This is a genomic window from Alteromonas sp. S167 (assembly GCF_036864375.1).
Classification (GTDB): domain Bacteria; phylum Pseudomonadota; class Gammaproteobacteria; order Enterobacterales; family Alteromonadaceae; genus Alteromonas.
Genome location: NZ_JAZETR010000005.1, coordinates 175,858 through 196,721, shown reverse-complemented (window position 1 = coordinate 196,721; position 20,864 = coordinate 175,858). Strand labels below are relative to the sequence as shown.

The following is a 20,864-nucleotide window of genomic DNA, read 5'->3' as shown; positions in this document are numbered from 1 at the left end:
TAAACGGAGATTAAGTGTTGTATGGACCATTCATCGGTACGACAGTTGTTAAGGAATTCGCAGCAGGATGAAGCCGAAACGAAAAGAAGGCGATTAACGCTTTATTTTATTTCGTATGTTGGCGGCACCATTATGGCTTTTATGGCATGGCTCAACTTTGGGGGCGGCGATACATTATTGGTTGGCTCTCTCGCGGCATCAGCTGCGGTAATCTATGCCAATGTTGCGCTTTCCCATGCGTTTCCGCGAAACGATACCTTTTATTATATTGCTGGCCTTATTGTAGTCTTTACCGTCAATGCGCTGGTGTACACCGGTGGTTTGAATAACACGGGCCTGTACTTTATTTTTCCACTCATTTTCATTCAAATTATAGTGGTGCGTTTTAAGCCTGCCATCTTGTATGTGTCGGTTACTTTGGGTATAGCAATAGCTCTGTTGTTCAACCAAGAACACATTGTTGCCGAATATCCGCCTGAACACGTGTCACGATTTTTAATTGCTACGCTTTGTTTTATTTGTGTTGCGTTTATTGGCGAGAACTTCTGGCATCAAAGCCGAAAAGAAATGCTGAAAGAAAACCTAGAGCGAATGCGTCAGGCGAATACCGACCCACTCACTAAACTGCCAAACAGACGCTTTCTTGATGCAGTATTTTTTGATAGAGCCATGGAAGACCCTGTATCGTATTTCCCTTTAAGCGCGGTAGTGGTTGATATTGATCACTTCAAAAAAATTAACGACACCTACGGCCATGACGTGGGTGACGATGTGCTTATTCATTTCACTCAGCTAATGAAAGAATGTGTAAGAAATACTGATGTCGTTGCTCGAACAGGCGGTGAAGAGTTTCTCATTCTTTTCCCTCATGCTACGTTAAGCCAAGCGGTAAAACTTGCAGAAAAAATTAGGGAGAATGTAGAAGCAAATCCGTTTATTCAAGGCGATATTAACCATCCAATAACGGCAAGCTTTGGTGTAGCAACTGCGTTAACAGACTCCAATATAAATGCTGCCCTTAAACAGGCAGACGATAAACTTTATGTGGCGAAAAAGAACGGTCGCAACCGAGTAGTGGAATAACACTGTTTTGCTTCGCTAGCATTGAGGTATTGGTAATTAACTGTGCTATTACATGCTGTTATTAAAACTAAAAAACCGCTTTTAAAAGCGGTTTTTTGTGTTTCTAACAATATAGGAACTGGCGTACTACTTAAGTACCTTCTGCAGCCAAGCGCTTATGTCGTTTAATTCTTCCATGCATACGTTGTGCTGCATCATATAAGTTTGCCACGTCACGTCAAACCCATTACCTTTCAGTACTTCATACGCTGCGTTACCCATGAAAACAGGTACCACTTCATCTTGCTCACCGTGGGCCATCATAATGGGCGTTGTTTTATTTGTGCTCTGCGCTTCGTTTACTAGTAAGGTTGGCTCGCACATATAGGTAGAGAGCGCTAGCACGCCGGCAAATTTGTGTTTAATTCGCGGTGCAATATGAAGTGCAATGACACCGCCTTGCGAGAAGCCTGCCAACACAATACGGTTCGCAGGAATGCCATTGTCAATTTGCGCTTGAATAAGCTGTTCAACTTGTTCTGCAGATTCTTGTACACCTGCCAAATCGGCGCGGCTGTCGAAATCCATTGATTTTATGTCGTACCACGCGCGCATGCGCATGCCCCCGTTTACAGTAATAGGGCGTTCTGGCGCGTGGGGAAAGATAAACTTAACTGCAAGACTACTGGGAAGCTTTAGCTCAGGAACGATTGGAGCGAATCCGTGACCTGAGTCACCAAGGCCGTGTAACCAAATAACACATGCTGTAGGTGTTGTTGTTGGATTTATTTCCACGCATGGTAAAAGTTGCTCATTCATCTTTCTTTTCCTAATAATAAGCGCTTTTTTAGTTACTACAGGGCAGTAACTGAAGTGCAACTACTACAAAGCGATATCCTTTATCGCCCTAAAAAGCACGGTTTCTCTTGTTTTAATTTAGGTTCAGAAGCCACACCATATTGTTTAGTGGCGTGCGGCATAGCGCACACAATATTGGTTGTTACGGCTGTGATGCGAGATATGCTATCATTGCGATAAGAAATCACCATACTTTGATAGAATTTTAATATTTTATGGCTTCACTCCTTGGCAACTTATTTATACTTGCAGCACCTTCCGGTGCGGGCAAATCTAGCCTGATAAAGGCACTCATGGAAAAATACGAAGGGAACAGCACAACACCAATGCAGGTGTCTGTGTCGCATACCACGCGTGCACCGCGCCCAGGCGAGGAAGACGGCGTGCATTACCATTTTGTAAGCCGAGAGCAGTTTGAAGCACTTATCGAACAAGGCGTTTTTTTTGAGTACGCCGAAGTGTTTGGTAATTATTACGGCACGTCGCGTGTTACTATTGAACAAACACTGCACCGTGGAATAGACGTGTTTCTAGACATCGACTGGCAAGGTGCAAGACAGGTGAAGAAGCTAATGCCAGATACTTGTGGCATCTTTATTTTACCACCATCGCTTAATGTATTAGAGCAGCGCTTAAACAATCGCGGTCAAGACAGTGAAGAAGTAATCGCTGGACGTATGTCTCAGGCTGTTTCTGAAATGTCGCATTTTAACGAGTTCGATCATGTAATAGTCAATGACGACTTTGCTACCGCGCTCAGTGAACTTGAAGCAGTGGTTACGGCACAGCGTTTACGAACCGTAAAACAAGAAATGCGTCATCAACCTATGTTGGACGAATTGCTTGGTAGCGCGTAAGCTTCACCTAGTAATTAAATAATGTGATTTACAAAATTAGCCACGAAGGGCGAGCTCAACGCGATCTTGCTGTGCTAATTTCAAACAAAACGCTAGGATCGCGATATACAACCATGTATACTACGTGGCCGTTTTTTGAATAACTTGCTCAACCTAATTTTCGGAGAAATACATGGCTCGCGTAACTGTAGAAGATGCCGTAGATAAAATTGGTAACCGCTTTGACCTAGTGCTTGTTGCTGCACGCCGTGCACGTCAGATTGCCACTGAAGGCAAAGATCCTATGGTTGACGTTCAAAACGACAAGCCAACCGTAACTGCACTTCGTGAAATTGAAGAAGGTTTAGTTACTGCTGCTACACTTGAGCAAGCAGAACTTCAAGCTCAAGAACAGCAAGAACACGCTGAGTTTGCATCGGTAGCAAACATTTTATCTGAGCAGTAAAAAGTACCCTTTAAGGGCTTTTACGATAAATTTAGCGCCAGTGCTTTGAAAAAAGCACTGGCGCTTTACTTTTGGCGTATTGGAATATAGCAGAATAAGACGTATTCTTAAGGTTGTAACGTTTTATAAGGGTCACGCTTAACAGTGTATTTGTTTGAAGGTTTAAAGCAGAAAGTTATTGAGTATTTACCAGCCGAGCGAGTGCAGCTGGTTCAAGATGCTTTTATTTTGGCGCAAGAGGCCCACGATGGCCAAATGCGTTCAAGTGGCGACCCCTACATAACGCACCCTGTAGCTGTGGCAGGTATCCTTGCCGATATGCACCTTGACCATGAAACTATCATGGCAGCACTTTTACACGATGTTATTGAAGATACGCATTACAGCAAAGAAGATTTAGCCAGTGCATTTGGCGACACAGTTGCGGAGTTAGTTGAAGGTGTAAGTAAGCTAGATAAACTGGCGTTTAGCACCAAACAAGAAGCGCAGGCAGAAAACTTCCGCAAAATGATGATGGCCATGGTACAAGATATCAGGGTTATTCTAATTAAGCTGGCCGACCGTACTCACAATATGCGCACGTTGGGCTCACTTCGCCCAGACAAGCGCCGTCGTATTGCCCTTGAAACCCTTGAGATTTATGCGCCTATCGCGCATCGCTTAGGTATTCACGATATTAAAAACGAGCTTGAAGATTTAGGTTTTCAGGCCATGTACCCAATGCGCCATCGTGCGCTCAAATCTGCTGTTCGTCAGGCGCGCGGTAACCGAAAGGAAATCATTGAAAATATTCGCACCGAGCTAAATACTCGCTTAACCGCTTATGAGATTGAGTCTGACGTTCTAGGCCGAGAAAAGCACCTGTATTCCATTTACCGGAAAATGAAAAACAAAGAACTGATGTTCAATGAGGTAATGGATATCTATGCTTTCCGTATTGTGGTAAACACGGTAGATAATTGCTATCGCGCGCTAGGCGCGATGCATGGGCTATATAAGCCTATCGAAAACCGCTTTAAAGACTACATTGCAATTCCTCGCACAAATGGCTATCAATCGCTGCATACGTCACTCATTGGGCCTCACGGTATACCCGTTGAAATCCAAATACGTACACAGGAAATGGATCAGATGGCCGACAAAGGGGTGGCTGCGCATTGGCTTTATAAAGAGCCTGGCGACAATGGCACAACCGCGCAGCTTCGAGCCCGCAAGTGGATGCAAAGCCTGCTTGAGCTTCAACAGTCTGCCAGTTCGTCGTTCGAGTTTATTGAATCGGTAAAAACCGATCTTTTCCCAGACGAAATTTATGTATTTACCCCAGATGGCCGCATTATTGAACTGCCCATGGGGGCTACTGCCGTAGATTTCGCCTACGCTGTACACTCAGATGTGGGTAATACATGCGTTGGTGTGCGTGTTGAGCGCAGAAACTTCAGCCTAAGTAAGCCGCTTGAAAATGGGCAAACCGTAGAAATTATTACTTCGCCTAAAGCTAAGCCTAATGCGAACTGGCTGAACTTTGTAGTGAGTGCTCGCGCTCGTGGCAGAATTCGCCAGTATTTGCGCAAGCAGCACTCGCAAGAAGCAGTGAACATGGGTAACCGTCTGTTGCGTCATGCATTAGGTGCCGTGAAACTTGACGATATTCCGCAAGAAGATATCGATCGCGTAGTCGCTGAAACCAAGCACGACAGCTTTGACGACTTGCTGGTCGACATTGGCTTGGGTAACGAACTCAGTGCTATTGTGGCGCGCAGGCTACTTGGTGAAAGTACCAATGACCTGTCAGATAAAAAAGGCAATGTTGCCATTCGCGGAACAGAAGGTCTGTTGGTTAATTATTCTCGTTGTTGTCATCCTATTCCAGACGATGAAATTGTGGCTGTACTAAGCCCTGGTCGCGGTATGACCATTCACCAAACGGGCTGTAACAACATTCGCAAGCTAGCACGTGAAGAGCCTCAACGTGTGCTGCCAATGCAGTGGGACGATGAACCTCAGGGCGAATTTAAAGCGTCGCTACGTATCGAACTGTTTAACCATCAGGGCACACTGGCAACATTAACGAACACAATCTCGGGGTGCGATTCCAATATCATTGGTCTGCAAACTGAAGAGAAAGAGAGTAACATTTACTTTATTGACCTAGAACTCACTACACATAACCGTGTGCACTTGGCTCGCGTAATGAAGAAAATTCGTACCATGCCAGAAGTTCAAAGAGTGTCTCGTCACAGTCAATCTCGACACTAAATTACATTTTTAGGAATTCTTATGTCTAAGTCTATTATTCAGACCGATAAGGCACCTGCTGCTATTGGTACTTACAGCCAAGCGGCGAAAGCCGGCACTACCGTTTATTTATCAGGTCAAATTCCACTTGTGCCAGAAACCATGGAAATGGTGTCTGACGAGTTTGAAGCGCAAGCTGTTCAAGTTTTTGAAAACGTAAAAGCAGTGTGTGAAGCCGCAGGTGGTAGCACTAACGACTTGGTGAAAGTGAATATCTTCCTTACCGACCTTGGTCATTTCGCGTTAGTGAATGAGATTATGAGTCGTTATTTCAATACGCCTTACCCAGCACGTGCAGCTGTTCAAGTTTCAGCGTTACCAAAAGGCGCACAAATTGAAATTGATGGCGTAATGGAACTGCCGGAGTAAGTCATGTCACCTGAGCGTTACCAGCGAATTAGAGAAGTGCTGGAAAAAAGGCAAACCGACTTAACGGTATGCCTTGAAAATGTGCATAAGCCGCACAATGTGTCGGCGGTTGTACGAACATGTGATGCAGTGGGCATTCATCGTGTTCACACCGTGTGGGAAAAGCAGTATCAGTTCAGACGTGGCACTGCCATGGGCAGCCAGCAATGGGTACGCCAAACAAACCACATGAATATCGCAGATGCTATGACCGACCTTAAGGGGCAGGGCATGCAGGTATTGGTTACTAATTTGTCTGAGACCGCTGTAGATTTTCGTGATATCGATTACACCAAACCTACCGCTATTTTGTTTGGACAAGAAAAGTACGGCGCTACAGATGAAGCTAAAGCATTAGCCGATCAGGATATTGTTATACCTATGATGGGCATGGTGCAGTCGCTTAATGTGTCTGTTGCAGCAGCACTGGTACTTTACGAAGCACAGCGTCAACGCACTATTGCGGGTATGTACAGCACACAGCATCTTGCAGAAGAAGAGTGTCAGGCACTGGCATTTGAAAATGGTTATCCGCGCTTGTTTAAGCTATGTCAGCGAAAGGGATTAGCGCTTCCACCTATCAATGAATTAGGTGAAATTGCTGCCGATGATAGCTGGTGGCAAGATATGCAAATTACCCAAGCCGAAGCGAACGCGCTAGAAGCATAATAGCAAATAGGTTAAAACAGCCTCGCGCATCGAGTATCGGTATATCGAGTTTTGGTAAAAAGCACAAACAAATAAAAAGCCTGCCTGAACCGCAGGCTTTATTTTTGGCTTTAAAAAACTGGACCAAAGCGTACTCGCCAACCTAGCCACAATCCTTTACACTTTCCGTTACTAAGGGCATGTTATCCCTCATCGTTTTTTATTTTTTATCAGTTATTTGAAAGAAGGATATAACTGAATGCAAGCACTCGCCACTACCCCTATTACTGCGCTTAAAGGCGTAGGCGCAAAGGTGGCAGAAAAACTCAACAAAATAGGGCTATTTACGCTTCAAGACATTCTGTTTCACTTACCTCATAGGTATGAAGACAGAACGCGTATTTACAGTGTGGCCGAGTGCCGTCCGTTTACGCATGTGAGTGTGCAGGGCGAGGTAATGAGTGCCGATATTCAGTATGGTAAAAAGCGAATGCTGGTGGTTAAGCTAAGCGATGGCACGGGCACTATTACCCTGCGCTTTTTCCACTTTGGCGCTGTGCAGCGTTCTATGATGACGCCTGGTAACACGGTTCGATGCTTTGGTGAGGTGCGAACCGGCAAGTGGGGCATTGAAATGATGCACCCTGAATTTAAGCTGGTAGATGAAGACGCCCCGCCCAGTGAAGAATCACTAACCCCAGTTTACCCCACTACTGACGGTATAAAGCAGCTTACGCTTAGAAATTTAACTGAACAAGCATTAGCATTACTTGATAAAGGCGCACTGGCAGACCTGCTGCCGGAAGGTATTTATGACGAACAAATTAGCCTTAATAAAGCGCTTCACCTTGTACATCGGCCCCCGCCTGATGTAGATGTACATGAAATGGAAGAAGGACTGCACCCTGCACAATACCGTCTTATTCTAGAAGAGCTGCTGTCGCATCATTTAAGCGTTTTGAAAGTGCGCAAGCTGTCTGACGCACAACCAGGCATTCCAATTGAAGTAAACCAAATATTTATCGATAAGCTTTTAGCACAGCTGCCGTTCTCGCCAACAGGCGCTCAGCAGCGTGTTGTTGCCGATATACAAAAAGACATGCAGCTCGCTAGACCAATGATGCGCTTGGTGCAGGGCGATGTAGGTTCGGGTAAAACCTTGGTAGCTGCACTTGCGGCGCTGTCGGCTATTGGCGCAGGCCATCAGGTAGCGCTGATGGCGCCAACCGAGCTACTTGCAGAACAACACGCCAATAATTTTAGAGACTGGCTAGAGCCGCTAGGTATTGAGGTAGGTTGGTTAGCTGGAAAGCTTAAGGGCAAAACGCGAAACGAAGTATTGGCAAGATTGGAAGCTGGCGACATTCAAATGTTGGTCGGCACGCACGCTATTTTCCAAGAGAGCGTGAACTATCAACAATTGGCGCTTGTGATTGTAGATGAGCAGCATAGATTTGGCGTACATCAACGGCTAGCCCTGCGCGATAAAGGTGAACAGCAGGGGCGTTATCCGCACCAGCTTATTATGACTGCCACACCCATTCCTAGAACGCTGGCAATGACCGCTTATGCCGACCTAGATACTTCTGTTATTGATGAATTGCCGCCCGGGCGAACACCTGTGCAAACGGTGGTGTTGCCTGATACGCGTCGCGCCGACGTTATTGAGCGTGTACGCCAAGCGTGTAAAGACAACGGCAGACAAGCGTATTGGGTGTGTACGCTTATTGATGAATCGGAAGTGCTTGAATGCCAAGCTGCCGAAGATGCAGCAGTAACATTACGTACGGCATTACCCGACTTACAGGTTGGCTTAGTACATGGGCGACTAAAGCCTGCAGAAAAAGCGCAAGTAATGGCCGACTTCAAAGATGGAAAGTTAGATTTATTAGTTGCCACTACCGTCATTGAGGTAGGCGTAGATGTCCCTAATGCCAGTATTATGATAATTGAAAACCCAGAGCGTTTAGGGCTTGCACAACTGCATCAGCTGCGCGGCCGAGTAGGGCGGGGCGCTGTAGAAAGTCAGTGCGTGCTAATGTATCAAAGCCCGTTATCAAAAACGGCTACTCAGCGTTTAGGGGTGCTACGAGAGTCGAATGACGGGTTTTACATAGCGCAGCGCGACTTAGAAATTCGTGGCCCGGGTGAGTTTATGGGTACTAAGCAAACGGGCATGGCAGAACTTAAAATTGCCGATTTGGTGCGCGATGCCGCATTAATACCAAGAGTACAAGAAATTGCATACACGCTATGGGACAAATATCCATCGCACGCGCAAGCTATTATTAACCGCTGGATTGGACACAAGGAGCAGTACGGCCATGCTTAGTCAACTGCCTATCGTTGTTGCCAGTGCATCAGATGATGAATTGTACGAAGCCGACAACCAGCTAGCGCTCAGTATAAGCGCTAAATGGGGCTTCCCTGTTCTACCGCAAAATGAAAAACCGTCGGAAGGGCTTTATTTACAAGTATACCAAGACGTACTTGGTCTTGCCGATGCAAGTGAGAAAAAAGTGCTGCCGGTGGAAGTAGACTTTGCCTCACCGGCCAGTTTGTACAGAAAGCAGCATGGTGGCGGGCGTAAAGAGCCGATAGTAAAGGCAATTGGGCTTAAAGGTAACGATGCATGGCATGTGGTTGATGCAACACCAGGTTTAGGGCGCGATGCCTTTGTACTGGTAAGCGTAGGTTGTAGTGTAACTATGATCGAGCGGTCGCCGGTAGTTGCTGCCTTGCTTGAAGATGGAATACGGCGTTTAGCGCTGACTTTTCCTGACCTTGCCAACCGAATGTCACTTCAGCATGGAAATAGTGCCGAGGTAATGCAATACTTCAAAGGTGAAAGCGTGGATGCTATTTATTTAGACCCCATGTTTCCGCATAAAAAGAAATCAGCCTTGGTGAAAAAGGAAATGCGGCTGTTTCAGCAACTGCTAGGGCACGACCCTGATGCAGATGCGCTGTTGCCGCCAGCACTAATGCTAGCCATGCACCGGGTAGTCGTGAAACGCCCAAATAGTGCAGATGTGCTGGCCGGAGAAAAACCATCAATGGCCATTGAGAGTAAGAAACATCGATTTGACGTGTATTTGTGTCAGAAAAATTAGGAGAACCATATGATACAAGTTGGAAGCACTCTGCCTGAGGTGGATTTTAGCTTATTAGTAAACGGTGAAGTAACTAACCCTGGTACAAATGAACTGTTCACTGATAAAAAAGTGGTTGTGTTTGCTGTGCCTGGCGCTTTTACGCCAACCTGCTCGCATTCTCATCTTCCAGGCTATGTTGCCCTAGCAGATAAGATTAAAGCTAAAGGCGTCGACAGCATTATTTGTTTGTCGGTGAATGATGCGTTCGTAATGGATGCATGGGGCAAAGTAAACAATGCAGAAGAAATTTTAATGGTTGCCGACGGCAACGGTTACTTCACTAAACAAATTGGCCTAGACATGAGTACTGGTAACTTTGGCGGTATGCGTTCACTGCGTTATTCAATGCTTGTTGAAGACGGTAAAGTGAAGAAGCTTAACGTTGAAGACCCAGGTCGTTTTGACGTAAGCGACGCGCAAACCATGCTAGATAGCCTGTAAAAGCTAACATTCTCTTATGCGCCCATTGATGAAAACGCAAACGTGGCAAGCATAAGTACGCTAAATAGTAAAAAAGCCCGCTTCAAAGAGCGGGCTTTTTGTTGGGATAGTGAAAAATTTGTATTTATGGCCTTAACGTGTGAACTCTTTTATACAAGGCAGGTCTTTTTCATTAAACTGTCATAAGAGTATGATCTCTCACTTTCATTAATACGTTACATAACATGCGCTTAAAGTAGCATTAGTATACTTGTAATGCGTGCTAACAGCATTGAATAACGCAATGTTAACGTTTGAAATACGAGTTAAAACGCAGAGGGTGTGTGCGGTAAGCGGTAGCTGTTCGCGGCGTGTCACCTTTACTCTATTAATGATAATAAGTATCATTTGCGGCGATAATTAGGAATTAGGAAACAGTATGACAACAACACTAAAACGAATGAGCGCTCTAGTTTTTGCTTCTGCGATGTCGCTAGCAATGGTGTCTCTAGCTATGGTGTCAAGTAGGGCCATGGCGAATGGTGAAATAGGCGACCACGTAAATAACCTGCATGCACATATTAGTGAATATACTGAAGAAGTGCATTGGTTAGAGAGCAAGTTCGGTAGTGTAGTTGACGCATACGCAGCCAAAGATAAGTCACTTAAAACAGATGCGCTTATTGAGTACTGGGAAGAAGTGGAGTTCCATTCGGCCATTGAAACTCAATTTGTGCCAATTTATGCATCAATTTGGCAAGGCATATACGGTGTTAAAATGGCAATAGACGGTGGAAAGCCGTTGAGCGAAGTTCGCAAAGAGCAAGAGAACTTAAATCATGCCTTGTGGCAAGCGCTAGGCGCAGTTAAACTTGCCGCCCAATATCAGAAGAAAGGCTTAGTGGACGTGGTGAAAACCACGGAAAAAGAACCTACTACTGGCCCTGAAGTGATTGACGATATTAAAACTCGCCTTGATCGTGTGGTGGCTAAATATGCAGAGCAGTTACACGAAGTAGCAACAACGCTAGTTCACGACACCTATCTTCAGCGTTTCGAAGGGATTGAAGGCGACCTAATCGCAAAAGACGCAGCATTGGTTGAAGACCTAGAGAAAGACTTCAACGTTACGCTACCTCAAGCTATTTCGAAAAATAAAGGGGTAGACAGCGTACGAGCCGTAGTTGAAACCATGCAAACTAAGCTCGACCGTGCTCGCGCACTGCTAGTAGAAGCAGAAAAAAGTCGTAAAGACGTATTTTAAGGAAGCTTTATGCAAAGAAGAACATTCTTACAAGGCTTAGCGGCAGCAGGTGCGTTGGGCAGCATGCCCTTCGGTGCTTTGCAAGCCATGACGCAAACGGGCAGTGTGTCGGTTGAAACGCTTCCCAAATTAGAGGGTGATTTAACCCTTTACCTTGGTCGTGGTGAGGGCGGTCTTTACGAGAATGTGCTTAAAGCAATTGAAAAGCGTAATCCTAAACTAAATCTTAAAGTGCGCCGCGGCGGTTCAGCGGCGCTAGCCAATACCATTGTGGCGGAAACAAAAGCAGGCGTGAAACGTGCTGATTTGTTCTGGGCGGTAGATACGGGCTCTATCGGTGTAGTAACCGATGCAGGTGCGGCAAAGCCTTTACCTGCCGACTTAACTGCCCAACTTAAAGATGGTTTTCAATATTCTAGCTGGTCTCCGGTAACAGGGCGCGTTCGTACGTTGCCATATAACACCAAGCGCGTATCTGAACAGCAAATCCCCGATAGCGTAATGGCACTTGCCGACAGCGACTTAAAAATTGGCTGGGCACCCGCGTATTCATCATTCCAGTCTTTTGTTACTGCGATGCGAATTCTAGAAGGCGAAGCGGCAACTAAGTCGTGGCTTAAGGGCATTAATCGTAATTCGAAAAAATACGCTGGTGAACTTGGTGTAGTTATGGGTGTTGAGCGCGGTGAGGTAGATATAGGTTTTGCGAACCACTATTACACCTTGCGCTTGAAATCAGGTAAGCCTGACGCCAACGTAGCGCTTGCCTATACCAACAACGATGCAGGATGTTTGGTGAATGCATCTGGCATCGTTGCGTTAAGTGAAGGCAGCTTACCGGCTAACTTTATTCGTTACTTACTAAGCACTGAAGTTCAGGCGTACCTAGCTCGTGAAGCCTACGAAATACCCCTGGTACAAGGCGTAGACCAGCCTCAAGGGCTTGTAAGTTTAAGCGACCTGTCGCCGCCCGACATGGACCTGCGTAAATTGGCAGACTTGCGACCCACTCTTAATATGATGAGGGATGTTGGCGTACTGTGACAAACTGGCCAAAGTCGTACCCACTGGCTCTACTAATAGCGCTGATGGCTTTATTGCCCGTCGGCGTTTTGTTTTCTTTAGCCCAAGACAGTGCGCAACTTTTCGATACTCATAACCTTCGCGTTTTAGGCAATACCTTATCTTTAGTGGTGCTTACCATTATTGGTGCTGTCGCTATCGGCGTACCACTTGCCTTTTTCACAGCCTACGTGCAAATGCCGTTTAAACGCTTTTGGCTAATATTACTTGCTGCGCCTCTTGCATTGCCCAGCTACATTGGCGCGTTTGCCATGTATTTTTCCTTTGGTCGCGGCGGTGAAATAGAAAACGTACTTGGCATAACTACACCTCCAATTAGTGGGCTTTGGGGCTCGGCACTTGTTATGAGCCTGTACACATACCCCTTTGTAATGATGACAACCCGTGCAAGTCTTTTGAGCTTAGACGCGAGCTTGGTAAACGCAGCGCGTACATTAGGTTTGTCGCTTGGTGCAAGCCTATGGCGAGTTGTGCTACCGCGCGTAGTAAACAGCGTTGCAGCAGGTGCTTTATTGGCAGCGCTGTATGCGTTATCCGATTTTGGCACGCCTGCCATTATGGGGTTAGACACCTTCACGCGAGTTATCTTCGTAGAATACAACGCGTTCGGGCTTAGCCAAGCAGCCATGCTGAGTTTGCAGCTAATGGTTATTGTGTGCCTGATATTGTTTATAGAGAGCCGAATAGGCGGTGCAAAAGAGCGACCAGGTAAGCACCTTATGCTGTTTCCGGCACGTTGGCAGTGTAATGCCATGTTAGCCGCGGCGTTTCCTGTGGTATTTATGGCTATTATTTTGCCGCTGGCGGTATTTATATTGTGGCTTGTGCGCGAGGGCACAGGTGGGTTTGAGCTTGAGTACGCATGGAATTCTGCCCATGCGTCGTTTATTGCAGCCATTGTGGCGGTGTTACTAGCGATACCTGTTGCGAATGCGGCTATTGCAGGTAAAGCAGGACGCTTTATGGAACGCATTACCTATTTTGGTTTTGGCGTGCCCGGCATTGTTATGGGTACCGCGTTAGTTTACGTAGGCCTTCAGCTTCCGGCGCTTTATCAAACGCTGAGCTTGCTGGTTATGGCGTATGTACTGCGTTTTATCCCGCTAGCGGTAGGTAGCGTTCGAACCACCTCTGAAAATATAGATTCTGGCTTGGTTAAGGCTGCCCGTGTATTAGGCGCTAGCCCGCGTGAAGCTTTTATGCGCATTACGCTTCCTCTTACCCTTCGTGGTATGATTGCAGGCGCTGCACTCGTATTTCTTGAAGCTATGCGAGAGCTACCCGCTACACTAATGCTTGGACCTACAGGCTTTGAGACACTGGCTACCTATATGTGGCGTGTATATGAAGCGGGTTACTTTGGCCGCGCGGCAGTACCTGGTTTATTGCTTGTGTTGTTATCTGGCGTGGGCTTAGTGCTTATGCTGTCGGGCGAAAGAAAAGCCCAATTTACTGTTACCGAGGATGATCGTTCGTAATGCTAAGTGTTAGTAATTTGTCTGTGAATTATGGGTCTACCCGCGTAGTCGACAAGTTAAACCTAGAGCTTGGGCACGACGAAATTCTTATGTTGGTAGGGCCGACTGGCTGCGGTAAAACCACAATATTGCAAGCACTAGCTGGGCTTATTCCTATTTCTGAAGGCGCAATGTCGTTGGGCAAATGGGAAAGCACGTCATCTAAACACGTACCACCTGAAAAGCGTAATGTAGGTATGGTGTTTCAAGATTTCGCTTTGTTTCCGCACCTTACCGTGCAGCAAAACGTGTGCTTTCGTTTAAAAGACACTGCCCTTGCTGATCATTGGATAAACCTACTGGGGCTAGATGCATTTCGCGATGCCAAGCCTGCGCGCTTGTCGGGCGGGCAAAAGCAACGCGTGGCGCTAGCAAGGACCTTAGCGCATGAGCCTTCGTTTGTGTTGCTAGATGAGCCATTATCGAACCTAGATGCAGCGCTTAAAGACAGTCTACGCTGGGAAATACGTGATGCGCTTAAAAAAGCCGGTGTACCAGCCATTTGGGTAACACACGACCAAGATGAAGCGTTAAGTGTTGGCGATAGAGTTGGTATATTGAATAAAGGCGTGCTAGAGCAGTTAGACACGCCAGAAGCATGCTACTCAACGCCTTCAAGCCGCTTTGTGGCCCGCTTTATGGGTGAAGCAAGTTTCTTAACTGCAACCTTTGACAACAGCAGCAATAACCCAGATAACACGGTTGTTACCGACATAGGAAATGTGCCGGGTACGCCGCTTCAAAACGCCAGTGGCGATGTAGACTTGTTGGTTCGCCCTGATGATCTAAGCTTAAGTGCAACGCATCCACAACCAAACGGCACGGTAGATTGGGTGCGTTACGAAGGTGAAAGTCGCTTATATGCCGTTACGCTAGATAATGGTAGCCAACTAAAAGTGCGCGTAAGCCACGAAAATGCCATTAAGCCCGGCGAACGAGCACATATGGCCTTAATTACCACACACCCACTCGCTGTATTTCCTCGGGGCTAAAACGTGATAAAGCGCGATGTAATTGTTATAGGCGCTGGTGCTGCCGGTCTTTTCTGTGCAGCACAAGCAGGTATGCGTGGAAGAAGCGTTGAAGTGCTAGACCATGCAAAAAAAGTAGGTCGCAAAATATTGATGTCGGGCGGTGGCCGCTGCAACTTCACTAATATGTATGCAGGCCCAGAAAACTTTCTTTCCCAAAACCCTCACTTTTGTAAGTCGGCATTAAGCCGCTACACCCAATGGGATTTTATCGGACTAGTGGCCGACTACGGTATTGCCTACCATGAGAAAACATTGGGGCAATTGTTTTGCGACGATAGCGCAAAAGACATTGTAGATTTGCTGCTTAAAGAGTGCGACAGAGCGGGCGTTACCATTACCACGCGTTGTGAGATTTTAAGCGTAGAAAAAGTGGAAAGTGGGTACTTACTTTCAACTTCGAACGGCGATTACCAATGTGAGTCTTTGGTGATTGCTACTGGCGGGTTAAGCATGCCTAAACTAGGTGCTACGCCATTTGGTTATAAGGTTGCCGAGCAGTTCGGCCTTAAGGTACTACCAACTCGTGCTGCCCTTGTGCCTTTCACGCTTCACGATAAAGACAAAGAAACGCTGGCAGAGCTAAGCGGTATAGCCGTAGACGTTTACGCAAGCTGTAACGACACAACATTTAAAGAAGCCATGCTTTTTACTCACCGCGGCTTAAGTGGGCCTGCTATGCTGCAAATTTCAAGCTACTGGGAAGCGGGCGATAGCTTAAGCATTAATACACTACCAAACCACGACACCCATGCATTTATTAAAGAAGCGCGTGAAAGTACACCCGATGCGTTGCTGGCCACATGCTTAAATAAAGTATTTCCAAAGCGCATGGTACAAAGCTTTATTGAGCATAATCAGTGGCGCAACGTACCCGTGAAGCAGCTATCTCACACCGAATGCGACACCATTGCCAACACGTTAGAGAATTGGCAAGTAAAACCTAACGGTACAGAAGGCTACCGCACCGCAGAAGTCACCATTGGTGGTGTAGACACTAATGAACTTTCATCAAAAACCATGATGGCGAAAAACGTAGAAGGCCTATACTTCATTGGTGAAGTAGTAGATGTAACGGGCTGGCTAGGTGGCTTTAACTTCCAATGGGCATGGAGCAGTGGCTGGGCAGCAGGGCAGGTGGTGTAGTTGTTCTTACAGTGTTTCTCTTAGAAAGTAACTTGTAGCCTTACTCCAAATGCCAACGCATGCCTATTTTCAAACCCAGCATTTTCAATGTATTGAACGTTGGGCTGAAGATAAAAATACTCATTAATGTTTTTAAGGTACGTTAGCTCAAAGCTGGTTTCATGAGGTTGTGTTAACGCTCGCTCTTCGGCAACTCTTTCGCCCCGTTGTACATACGCTATCGCGATTCCAGCAACATCGTTTTCGTTAATATTAAAAGGGTCTGTGTAGCTTATTCCTGTGCCGATGAACCAATCATGCAGATTGGCCTTTTCATTGGCATAGCCTAATCGAAGAAATGCTTGGGTTCGCTGATCGTTAAACTGATGTTCGAACCTTGCATAAGCACCCATATTCTTTGTTTGCCTGTTGTTCGTCTCAACGTCTTTAGAGTACTGCCACACACCTAACAACAATTTGCTACGTTGAAGTTCATAAGCGTACTCTGCAATCGTAAAGAAGCCCTCATCACTATTGAATTCTGGTTGTGGTGCATTTAGCGATGTTTCACTACCCGGGACGGCATCTAAAATAGCCACTTTAATACTTTGGTTATTATCAATATTAAATTTTGCTCTAACGCCTAAGCTGTAGAAGGGGTAAATAGATGGCCCATTTTCGCCGGTAAGCGCAATATCGTTGCCTATACCATGTGCGCTATTTATAAATAAGTTGGCGCTTTCAAGCACATCAAATTCGGCGTTGATATCATAAAGGCCTACTAAAACTGAGCCTGCAGTACTTGATAGCTGAATCGTTGCTTGACCAAGCTTTGTAAAAGCGCCGCCGCCGTCTAAGTTTGATAAAATTTGTATATCACCGGCTAACTCTTCTGATATTGAATTACCGTTGCTGTAAAGCCCTTGAACTGCGGCTGTTAGTGTCCATGTCTCTGATATTTCAAAATCGGTATTAAATGTAATATCTAGCAGATCAAGATATTCATTACCTCTGCGAACTCCACCAGAAACGTTTTGAAAGGTATCGCCGGTATATGACACCGACATTGTCGAACGAATGTCTGCTAGCGCAATTGGTGAGGAAAAAATCATAAGTGCACTCATGCACATTGAGCGTAGATGGACCTTTGAGCGTGATCGAATGACTTTCATAAAAGAGGGCAACAACAATTGCATGAGTCCTATGGATACCGTAGATTTTTTCTTACGGTTCAATTATATCATCGGTGTTGTATAGACTGCCGACGAAAAATGAACGCAGTAAACCATATGATGCAATCTAACCAACCACCAACTGCCCTTTAAGTTTGCTGAGCGCCACTTCGGCAACAGTGCCCGCATTAAACTCAATACAATCTGATTCAATACCGTCTGAAAAAATGACGCCGTTCTCAGCCATTTTTGAGGTAAGCGTAAGCGTGCTATTTGCGTTCACTTTGCCAAAGGTGTGGTTGCAGCTTGTAATTGATGACGGAAAGGGCTCGCGAACGCTGTAGTAAAGAAAACGGCTGTCCCATGCAAAACCGTTCTGAAGCTTGTGACGAACAGCGGTTCCCGCTACGCCACTTGCTCCAGCTAAAATACTTTTGAACCAACCTGTAGATCCAAGACCTGTCGATACAATGATACCAGACGAACTTTGCTCTTCTGTGTTGTTACCTATAGCTAAGTTATAGCGTGCCGATGTATGAGAGCGAGGGCCAATAAATAGATCATTAACGGCTATTAAGCGTTGCCCTAAATTCGTATTCACCTCGGCAAGGCTTACTGTTTTGGTTGAGAAGCTGGTGTTTAAAACAGCCCGTATAACTTCTTTACACTGCGCAGGCAGAAAAGGTAGCAGCACACCGTCAAATAAGTCAGGAAGAGGGTTTATGGCTACGATAGGCTGGCCATTTAAATACTTCATGGTGTTTGCAACCAGTCCATCTTGCCCCAGTACTATAACAACATCGTCTTGATTAAACTTATAGCTGGGCAAAAAGCTGCGCTCTAATAGCTGAACTCTAGCTATGTTGTTCACTACATCTTGCAATTGTTTCAGCGTTTGCTCAAATCGAGTGTGTTCATCCTGATAGGCTTCAATAGACTCACCAAGATGCTCCAAATAAAACTTTGCCTGACCCAACGTGCAGTACTTTTCTTTTAACTCTGCAAAGCGTGTTTTACGCGTAACAATCACAATTTTTCTATCGGTAATCATGGTAGCGCCAATTATTTAATAAGTGATTGAAGTAGGTCAGGTGACAAGTTTAAGTTCTCAACTTTGTTGTCGCCTTGTGTTAGATTTTCAATAGCTTGTGCAATTAACTGTTCGGGTTTTGCACCGTTCATGCTCATCACTTTTAGTCTTTCAACATCAATATCGTTAAAGGCTTCTAACTGAACGCGAATGTCGTAAGCTCTTGTATCTGCTTTTGCTTTCGAGTTAGCGTTTTCAAGCTCTACTAATTCGGCTCTTTTTCTTTCGTTGTCAGTGCTCGCTTCAAGCTTTTCTTGGTTCATAGTGAACTTCTGCTGCATTTTTTCTCGTTCCGCTTCAAGAACCTGTTTTTCTAAATCTTGTTGTTTTCGTGCAATGGCTTTTTCAGTTTCAAGCTCTTCTTCTCTCACTTGTTTTTCCTTTTCTATGCTCGATAAACGTCTTGCGTAAATGGCATTGTCGGCATCTTTTAATAGCGACTCTCTTACTTCTGCTTCTAGCGCTTTAGCCGTTTCCGGTGTAGGTGTAATGGCGGTTAGTGATATTTCGGTTATCTCAATGCCAATTTTTTGCAGTGAAGACTGGGCAGGAAGCTCGTCTTGAAGAGTTTTTGTTAGTAGCTGTGCGCTCGTTAATGCCGACTGCAAGTTCATGTTGTCCATGGTATTTCTAACTACAACTTGAACGCTACGCATAATACGTTCTTCTAGTTTTTCAGGTTCCTCAGACAGGTAACTACCACTGGCATTAATTGAAAAGTTGATCATTTGTGCGGCTAGTTCGGGGTTCTCAATGCGAAATGTAATTTGCCCTTGAACCGTCACGTCCTGAAAGTCATTGGTTTTCATACGAAATACGAATGGAATTTCTTTTGTACTGAGCGGCACGGCAACTAATGATGCACTTGGGGCGAAGTAATAGAAACTTGTACCTCTTCCTTGTAGCTTTATTTTTCCGTTTTTAAATAGCATCACGTGAGTAGAAGGGTCTGCTTTGTAGAAGCTTATGCCGAACATGATAATTTCCTTTTTTCTTTATTAATGTCTTAGTGACACTTTTAATATATGTCCCAGCGACACATTTGTAAAGTGCAATGTTCAAATTTTTATAAATTGGCTTTTAAACAGTGGTGTGTAAGAATAAATGTCACTGCGACACTTTAATGAATGTTCACTCATGCGAAGCTACGAAAACCCAATGCTGACAATCGATAATGTTTTGTTCACAGTGCATGAAAATGCGCTAAAAGTGCTGCTGGTGAAGCGCTCTATAGCACCATGTAAAGGCATGTGGTCATTACCTGGTGGTTTTGTTGACCCAAAAGTTGATGCGTCAACGGAAGACACCGCTAAACGTAAATTGCTTGAAAAGTCGGGCGTACAACCGAATTACCTTGAGCAGCTAGAAGTTTTTTCAGGCCCAAATAGAGACCCAAGAGGGTTCTCTGTCACGGTCGTTTATTTCGCATTAATAGGGTATCAGCAAACATCTATTCATATCGACACAGTGAACGACGCAGAGTGGATAAGCATTGAAGACCTAGAGAATATTGACCTAGCTTTTGACCATAAAGATATTGCGAAGGTTGCACTACAGCGCCTTAGGCAGAAAACCCTTTATTCAATGGTGCCTGCATTTTGCTTGCCATCGCTTTTCACTATCTCTCAGCTAAAACAGGTTATCGAAACCATCATTGGTAAAAGTGTTCAGAGAAAGTCGTTGATGCGTAGAGTGGAAGCAAGCGATATGTTTGAAGAAGTTGATGAAAAAGCGGTAACAGGCAAACGACAAGCTCAACTCTACAAACTAAAGCCGGGCGTGAATATTGTTAATTTTGAGAGGAACTTGAGTGTGTAGAATGTCCTTAATTTTCATGTATATGAGTAGTCGAAGGGTTAAAAAACATAAAGTTAAAACGAAAAGCCCACAGCAATACCAGCAACTACAGCATCTTCATGATCATGATGGTAATCGTAGTGCAGCTGTGGCGATACGGTGAAGTTGTTTATTTCAAACTCATACAGTAACCCTAATCGCCCTACGGCAATTTTGTCACCGCCATGAAACTCTACACCAGGGCCCACCTGTGCAATAAACTTGGGTGTTATATGTAAGTCAGCAACCAGCAAGTATGTATAGGCATCAAGATCTTCAAAGGCATATTCAGCCACCACACCTACACCGAGAAAGTCGTTAATTCTGTATTCATAATCGATACCGAAGGTGAATGCATGTCCATGCTCGTCTGTGTACGTGGTGCCGGTTAAAGCGGAAAGATGATGAGGTGAAGACTGCCAATGATGGTGGCCTGCGTTGTTAGCACTAACGCTATTTGGCACAAAGAGTGCCATCACTGAAAATACAATTACACCAAATAAAAATTGCTTGCTCATACTAACCATTACTTACACAACTACCCGAAACACATTGCTTTGAAAAAATGCTGAAGCAGTAAAAAGGGTAGAGTAGTTTT

20 protein-coding genes are annotated in these 20,864 nt (G+C 45.3%); 15 read left to right on the top strand and 5 right to left on the bottom strand.

Annotated elements, in window-relative coordinates; all coding sequences use genetic code 11:
• Positions 1 to 21: 21 nt before the first annotated feature.
• Complete coding sequence (locus V7R35_RS09910) at positions 22 to 1,083, top strand: GGDEF domain-containing protein (protein ID WP_334014607.1); 1,062 nt, start codon at positions 22 to 24, stop codon at positions 1,081 to 1,083.
• 126 nt (positions 1,084 to 1,209) lie between these two features.
• On the opposite strand, the gene V7R35_RS09905 is transcribed toward V7R35_RS09910, so the two are convergent.
• Positions 1,210 to 1,881 carry an alpha/beta hydrolase gene (locus V7R35_RS09905; protein ID WP_334014606.1) on the bottom strand — a complete coding sequence of 224 codons (672 nt, stop codon included), beginning with the start codon at positions 1,879 to 1,881 and terminating at the stop codon, positions 1,210 to 1,212.
• A 254-nt stretch (positions 1,882 to 2,135) separates the two neighbouring features.
• On the opposite strand from V7R35_RS09905, the gene gmk reads away from it, so the two are divergent.
• From gmk to V7R35_RS09840, 13 genes are all read left to right on the top strand, one after another.
• On the top strand, positions 2,136 to 2,777 hold the full coding sequence (gene gmk, locus V7R35_RS09900) for a guanylate kinase (RefSeq protein WP_334014605.1): 642 nt from the start codon (positions 2,136 to 2,138) through the stop codon (positions 2,775 to 2,777).
• A 172-nt stretch (positions 2,778 to 2,949) separates the two neighbouring features.
• Positions 2,950 to 3,222, top strand: a complete 273-nt coding sequence (gene rpoZ / locus V7R35_RS09895) for a DNA-directed RNA polymerase subunit omega (RefSeq protein WP_334014604.1) — start codon at positions 2,950 to 2,952, stop codon at positions 3,220 to 3,222.
• Between the two features lie 144 nt (positions 3,223 to 3,366).
• On the top strand, positions 3,367 to 5,478 hold the full coding sequence (gene spoT, locus V7R35_RS09890; RefSeq protein ID WP_334014602.1) for a bifunctional GTP diphosphokinase/guanosine-3',5'-bis pyrophosphate 3'-pyrophosphohydrolase: 2,112 nt from the start codon (positions 3,367 to 3,369) through the stop codon (positions 5,476 to 5,478).
• A 21-nt stretch (positions 5,479 to 5,499) separates the two neighbouring features.
• Positions 5,500 to 5,886 (top strand): RidA family protein, encoded by a 387-nt coding sequence (locus tag V7R35_RS09885; protein WP_334014601.1) that lies wholly within the window; start codon positions 5,500 to 5,502, stop codon positions 5,884 to 5,886.
• 3 nt (positions 5,887 to 5,889) lie between these two features.
• Positions 5,890 to 6,594 (top strand): tRNA (guanosine(18)-2'-O)-methyltransferase TrmH, encoded by a 705-nt coding sequence (trmH, locus tag V7R35_RS09880; RefSeq protein WP_334014600.1) that lies wholly within the window; start codon positions 5,890 to 5,892, stop codon positions 6,592 to 6,594.
• Between the two features lie 238 nt (positions 6,595 to 6,832).
• A complete protein-coding gene (recG, locus tag V7R35_RS09875; RefSeq protein ID WP_334014599.1) occupies positions 6,833 to 8,905 on the top strand; it encodes an ATP-dependent DNA helicase RecG in 2,073 nt (690 codons plus the stop codon).
• Positions 8,898 to 9,686, top strand: coding sequence for a class I SAM-dependent methyltransferase (locus V7R35_RS09870; protein WP_334014598.1), 789 nt, complete (start codon positions 8,898 to 8,900; stop codon positions 9,684 to 9,686). Before recG ends, V7R35_RS09870 begins: the two co-directional genes overlap by 8 nt.
• 9 nt (positions 9,687 to 9,695) lie before the next feature.
• Positions 9,696 to 10,169 (top strand): peroxiredoxin, encoded by a 474-nt coding sequence (locus tag V7R35_RS09865; protein ID WP_334014597.1) that lies wholly within the window; start codon positions 9,696 to 9,698, stop codon positions 10,167 to 10,169.
• Positions 10,170 to 10,587: 418 nt separating this feature from the next.
• Complete coding sequence (locus V7R35_RS09860) at positions 10,588 to 11,412, top strand: hypothetical protein (RefSeq protein ID WP_334014596.1); 825 nt, start codon at positions 10,588 to 10,590, stop codon at positions 11,410 to 11,412.
• A gap of 9 nt (positions 11,413 to 11,421) precedes the next feature.
• Entirely contained in the window at positions 11,422 to 12,456 is a 1,035-nt protein-coding gene (locus V7R35_RS09855) for an extracellular solute-binding protein (RefSeq protein ID WP_334014595.1), read from the top strand.
• A complete protein-coding gene (locus V7R35_RS09850; RefSeq protein WP_334014594.1) occupies positions 12,453 to 13,973 on the top strand; it encodes an ABC transporter permease in 1,521 nt (506 codons plus the stop codon). The genes V7R35_RS09855 and V7R35_RS09850 overlap by 4 nt, the downstream gene beginning before the upstream one ends.
• Entirely contained in the window at positions 13,973 to 15,004 is a 1,032-nt protein-coding gene (locus V7R35_RS09845; protein ID WP_334014593.1) for an ABC transporter ATP-binding protein, read from the top strand. Before V7R35_RS09850 ends, V7R35_RS09845 begins: the two co-directional genes overlap by 1 nt.
• Positions 15,005 to 15,007: 3 nt before the next feature.
• Entirely contained in the window at positions 15,008 to 16,189 is a 1,182-nt protein-coding gene (locus V7R35_RS09840; RefSeq protein WP_334014592.1) for an NAD(P)/FAD-dependent oxidoreductase, read from the top strand.
• Between the two features lie 20 nt (positions 16,190 to 16,209).
• Here the strand turns inward: V7R35_RS09840 and V7R35_RS09835 are convergent, their stop codons facing one another.
• The 3 genes from V7R35_RS09835 to V7R35_RS09825 form a co-directional block, all read right to left on the bottom strand.
• Complete coding sequence (locus V7R35_RS09835; protein ID WP_334014591.1) at positions 16,210 to 17,280, bottom strand: carbohydrate porin; 1,071 nt, start codon at positions 17,278 to 17,280, stop codon at positions 16,210 to 16,212.
• Between the two features lie 187 nt (positions 17,281 to 17,467).
• Positions 17,468 to 18,391: a hypothetical protein gene (locus V7R35_RS09830; RefSeq protein WP_334014590.1), complete on the bottom strand. Its 924-nt coding sequence runs from the start codon at positions 18,389 to 18,391 to the stop codon at positions 17,468 to 17,470.
• An 11-nt stretch (positions 18,392 to 18,402) separates the two neighbouring features.
• Entirely contained in the window at positions 18,403 to 19,407 is a 1,005-nt protein-coding gene (locus V7R35_RS09825; RefSeq protein WP_334014588.1) for an SPFH domain-containing protein, read from the bottom strand.
• 181 nt (positions 19,408 to 19,588) lie between these two features.
• Here V7R35_RS09825 and V7R35_RS09820 point away from each other — a divergent pair, with 181 nt between their 5' ends.
• Positions 19,589 to 20,248, top strand: a complete 660-nt coding sequence (locus V7R35_RS09820) for an NUDIX hydrolase (RefSeq protein ID WP_334014587.1) — start codon at positions 19,589 to 19,591, stop codon at positions 20,246 to 20,248.
• Between the two features lie 53 nt (positions 20,249 to 20,301).
• On the opposite strand, the gene V7R35_RS09815 is transcribed toward V7R35_RS09820, so the two are convergent.
• A complete protein-coding gene (locus V7R35_RS09815; protein ID WP_334014586.1) occupies positions 20,302 to 20,784 on the bottom strand; it encodes a hypothetical protein in 483 nt (160 codons plus the stop codon).
• Between the last annotated feature and the right edge of the window lie 80 nt (positions 20,785 to 20,864).

Coding starts and splice junctions, on each gene's coding strand:
- V7R35_RS09910 (WP_334014607.1), top strand. CDS start 22: ATGGACCATTCATCGGTACGACAGTTGTTAAGGAATTCGCAGCAGGAT.
- V7R35_RS09905 (WP_334014606.1), bottom strand. CDS start 1,881: ATGAATGAGCAACTTTTACCATGCGTGGAAATAAATCCAACAACAACA.
- gmk (WP_334014605.1), top strand. CDS start 2,136: ATGGCTTCACTCCTTGGCAACTTATTTATACTTGCAGCACCTTCCGGT.
- rpoZ (WP_334014604.1), top strand. CDS start 2,950: ATGGCTCGCGTAACTGTAGAAGATGCCGTAGATAAAATTGGTAACCGC.
- V7R35_RS09885 (WP_334014601.1), top strand. CDS start 5,500: ATGTCTAAGTCTATTATTCAGACCGATAAGGCACCTGCTGCTATTGGT.
- trmH (WP_334014600.1), top strand. CDS start 5,890: ATGTCACCTGAGCGTTACCAGCGAATTAGAGAAGTGCTGGAAAAAAGG.
- recG (WP_334014599.1), top strand. CDS start 6,833: ATGCAAGCACTCGCCACTACCCCTATTACTGCGCTTAAAGGCGTAGGC.
- V7R35_RS09870 (WP_334014598.1), top strand. CDS start 8,898: ATGCTTAGTCAACTGCCTATCGTTGTTGCCAGTGCATCAGATGATGAA.
- V7R35_RS09865 (WP_334014597.1), top strand. CDS start 9,696: ATGATACAAGTTGGAAGCACTCTGCCTGAGGTGGATTTTAGCTTATTA.
- V7R35_RS09860 (WP_334014596.1), top strand. CDS start 10,588: ATGACAACAACACTAAAACGAATGAGCGCTCTAGTTTTTGCTTCTGCG.
- V7R35_RS09855 (WP_334014595.1), top strand. CDS start 11,422: ATGCAAAGAAGAACATTCTTACAAGGCTTAGCGGCAGCAGGTGCGTTG.
- V7R35_RS09845 (WP_334014593.1), top strand. CDS start 13,973: ATGCTAAGTGTTAGTAATTTGTCTGTGAATTATGGGTCTACCCGCGTA.
- V7R35_RS09835 (WP_334014591.1), bottom strand. CDS start 17,280: ATGATTTTTTCCTCACCAATTGCGCTAGCAGACATTCGTTCGACAATG.
- V7R35_RS09830 (WP_334014590.1), bottom strand. CDS start 18,391: ATGATTACCGATAGAAAAATTGTGATTGTTACGCGTAAAACACGCTTT.
- V7R35_RS09825 (WP_334014588.1), bottom strand. CDS start 19,407: ATGTTCGGCATAAGCTTCTACAAAGCAGACCCTTCTACTCACGTGATG.
- V7R35_RS09820 (WP_334014587.1), top strand. CDS start 19,589: ATGCTGACAATCGATAATGTTTTGTTCACAGTGCATGAAAATGCGCTA.
- V7R35_RS09815 (WP_334014586.1), bottom strand. CDS start 20,784: ATGAGCAAGCAATTTTTATTTGGTGTAATTGTATTTTCAGTGATGGCA.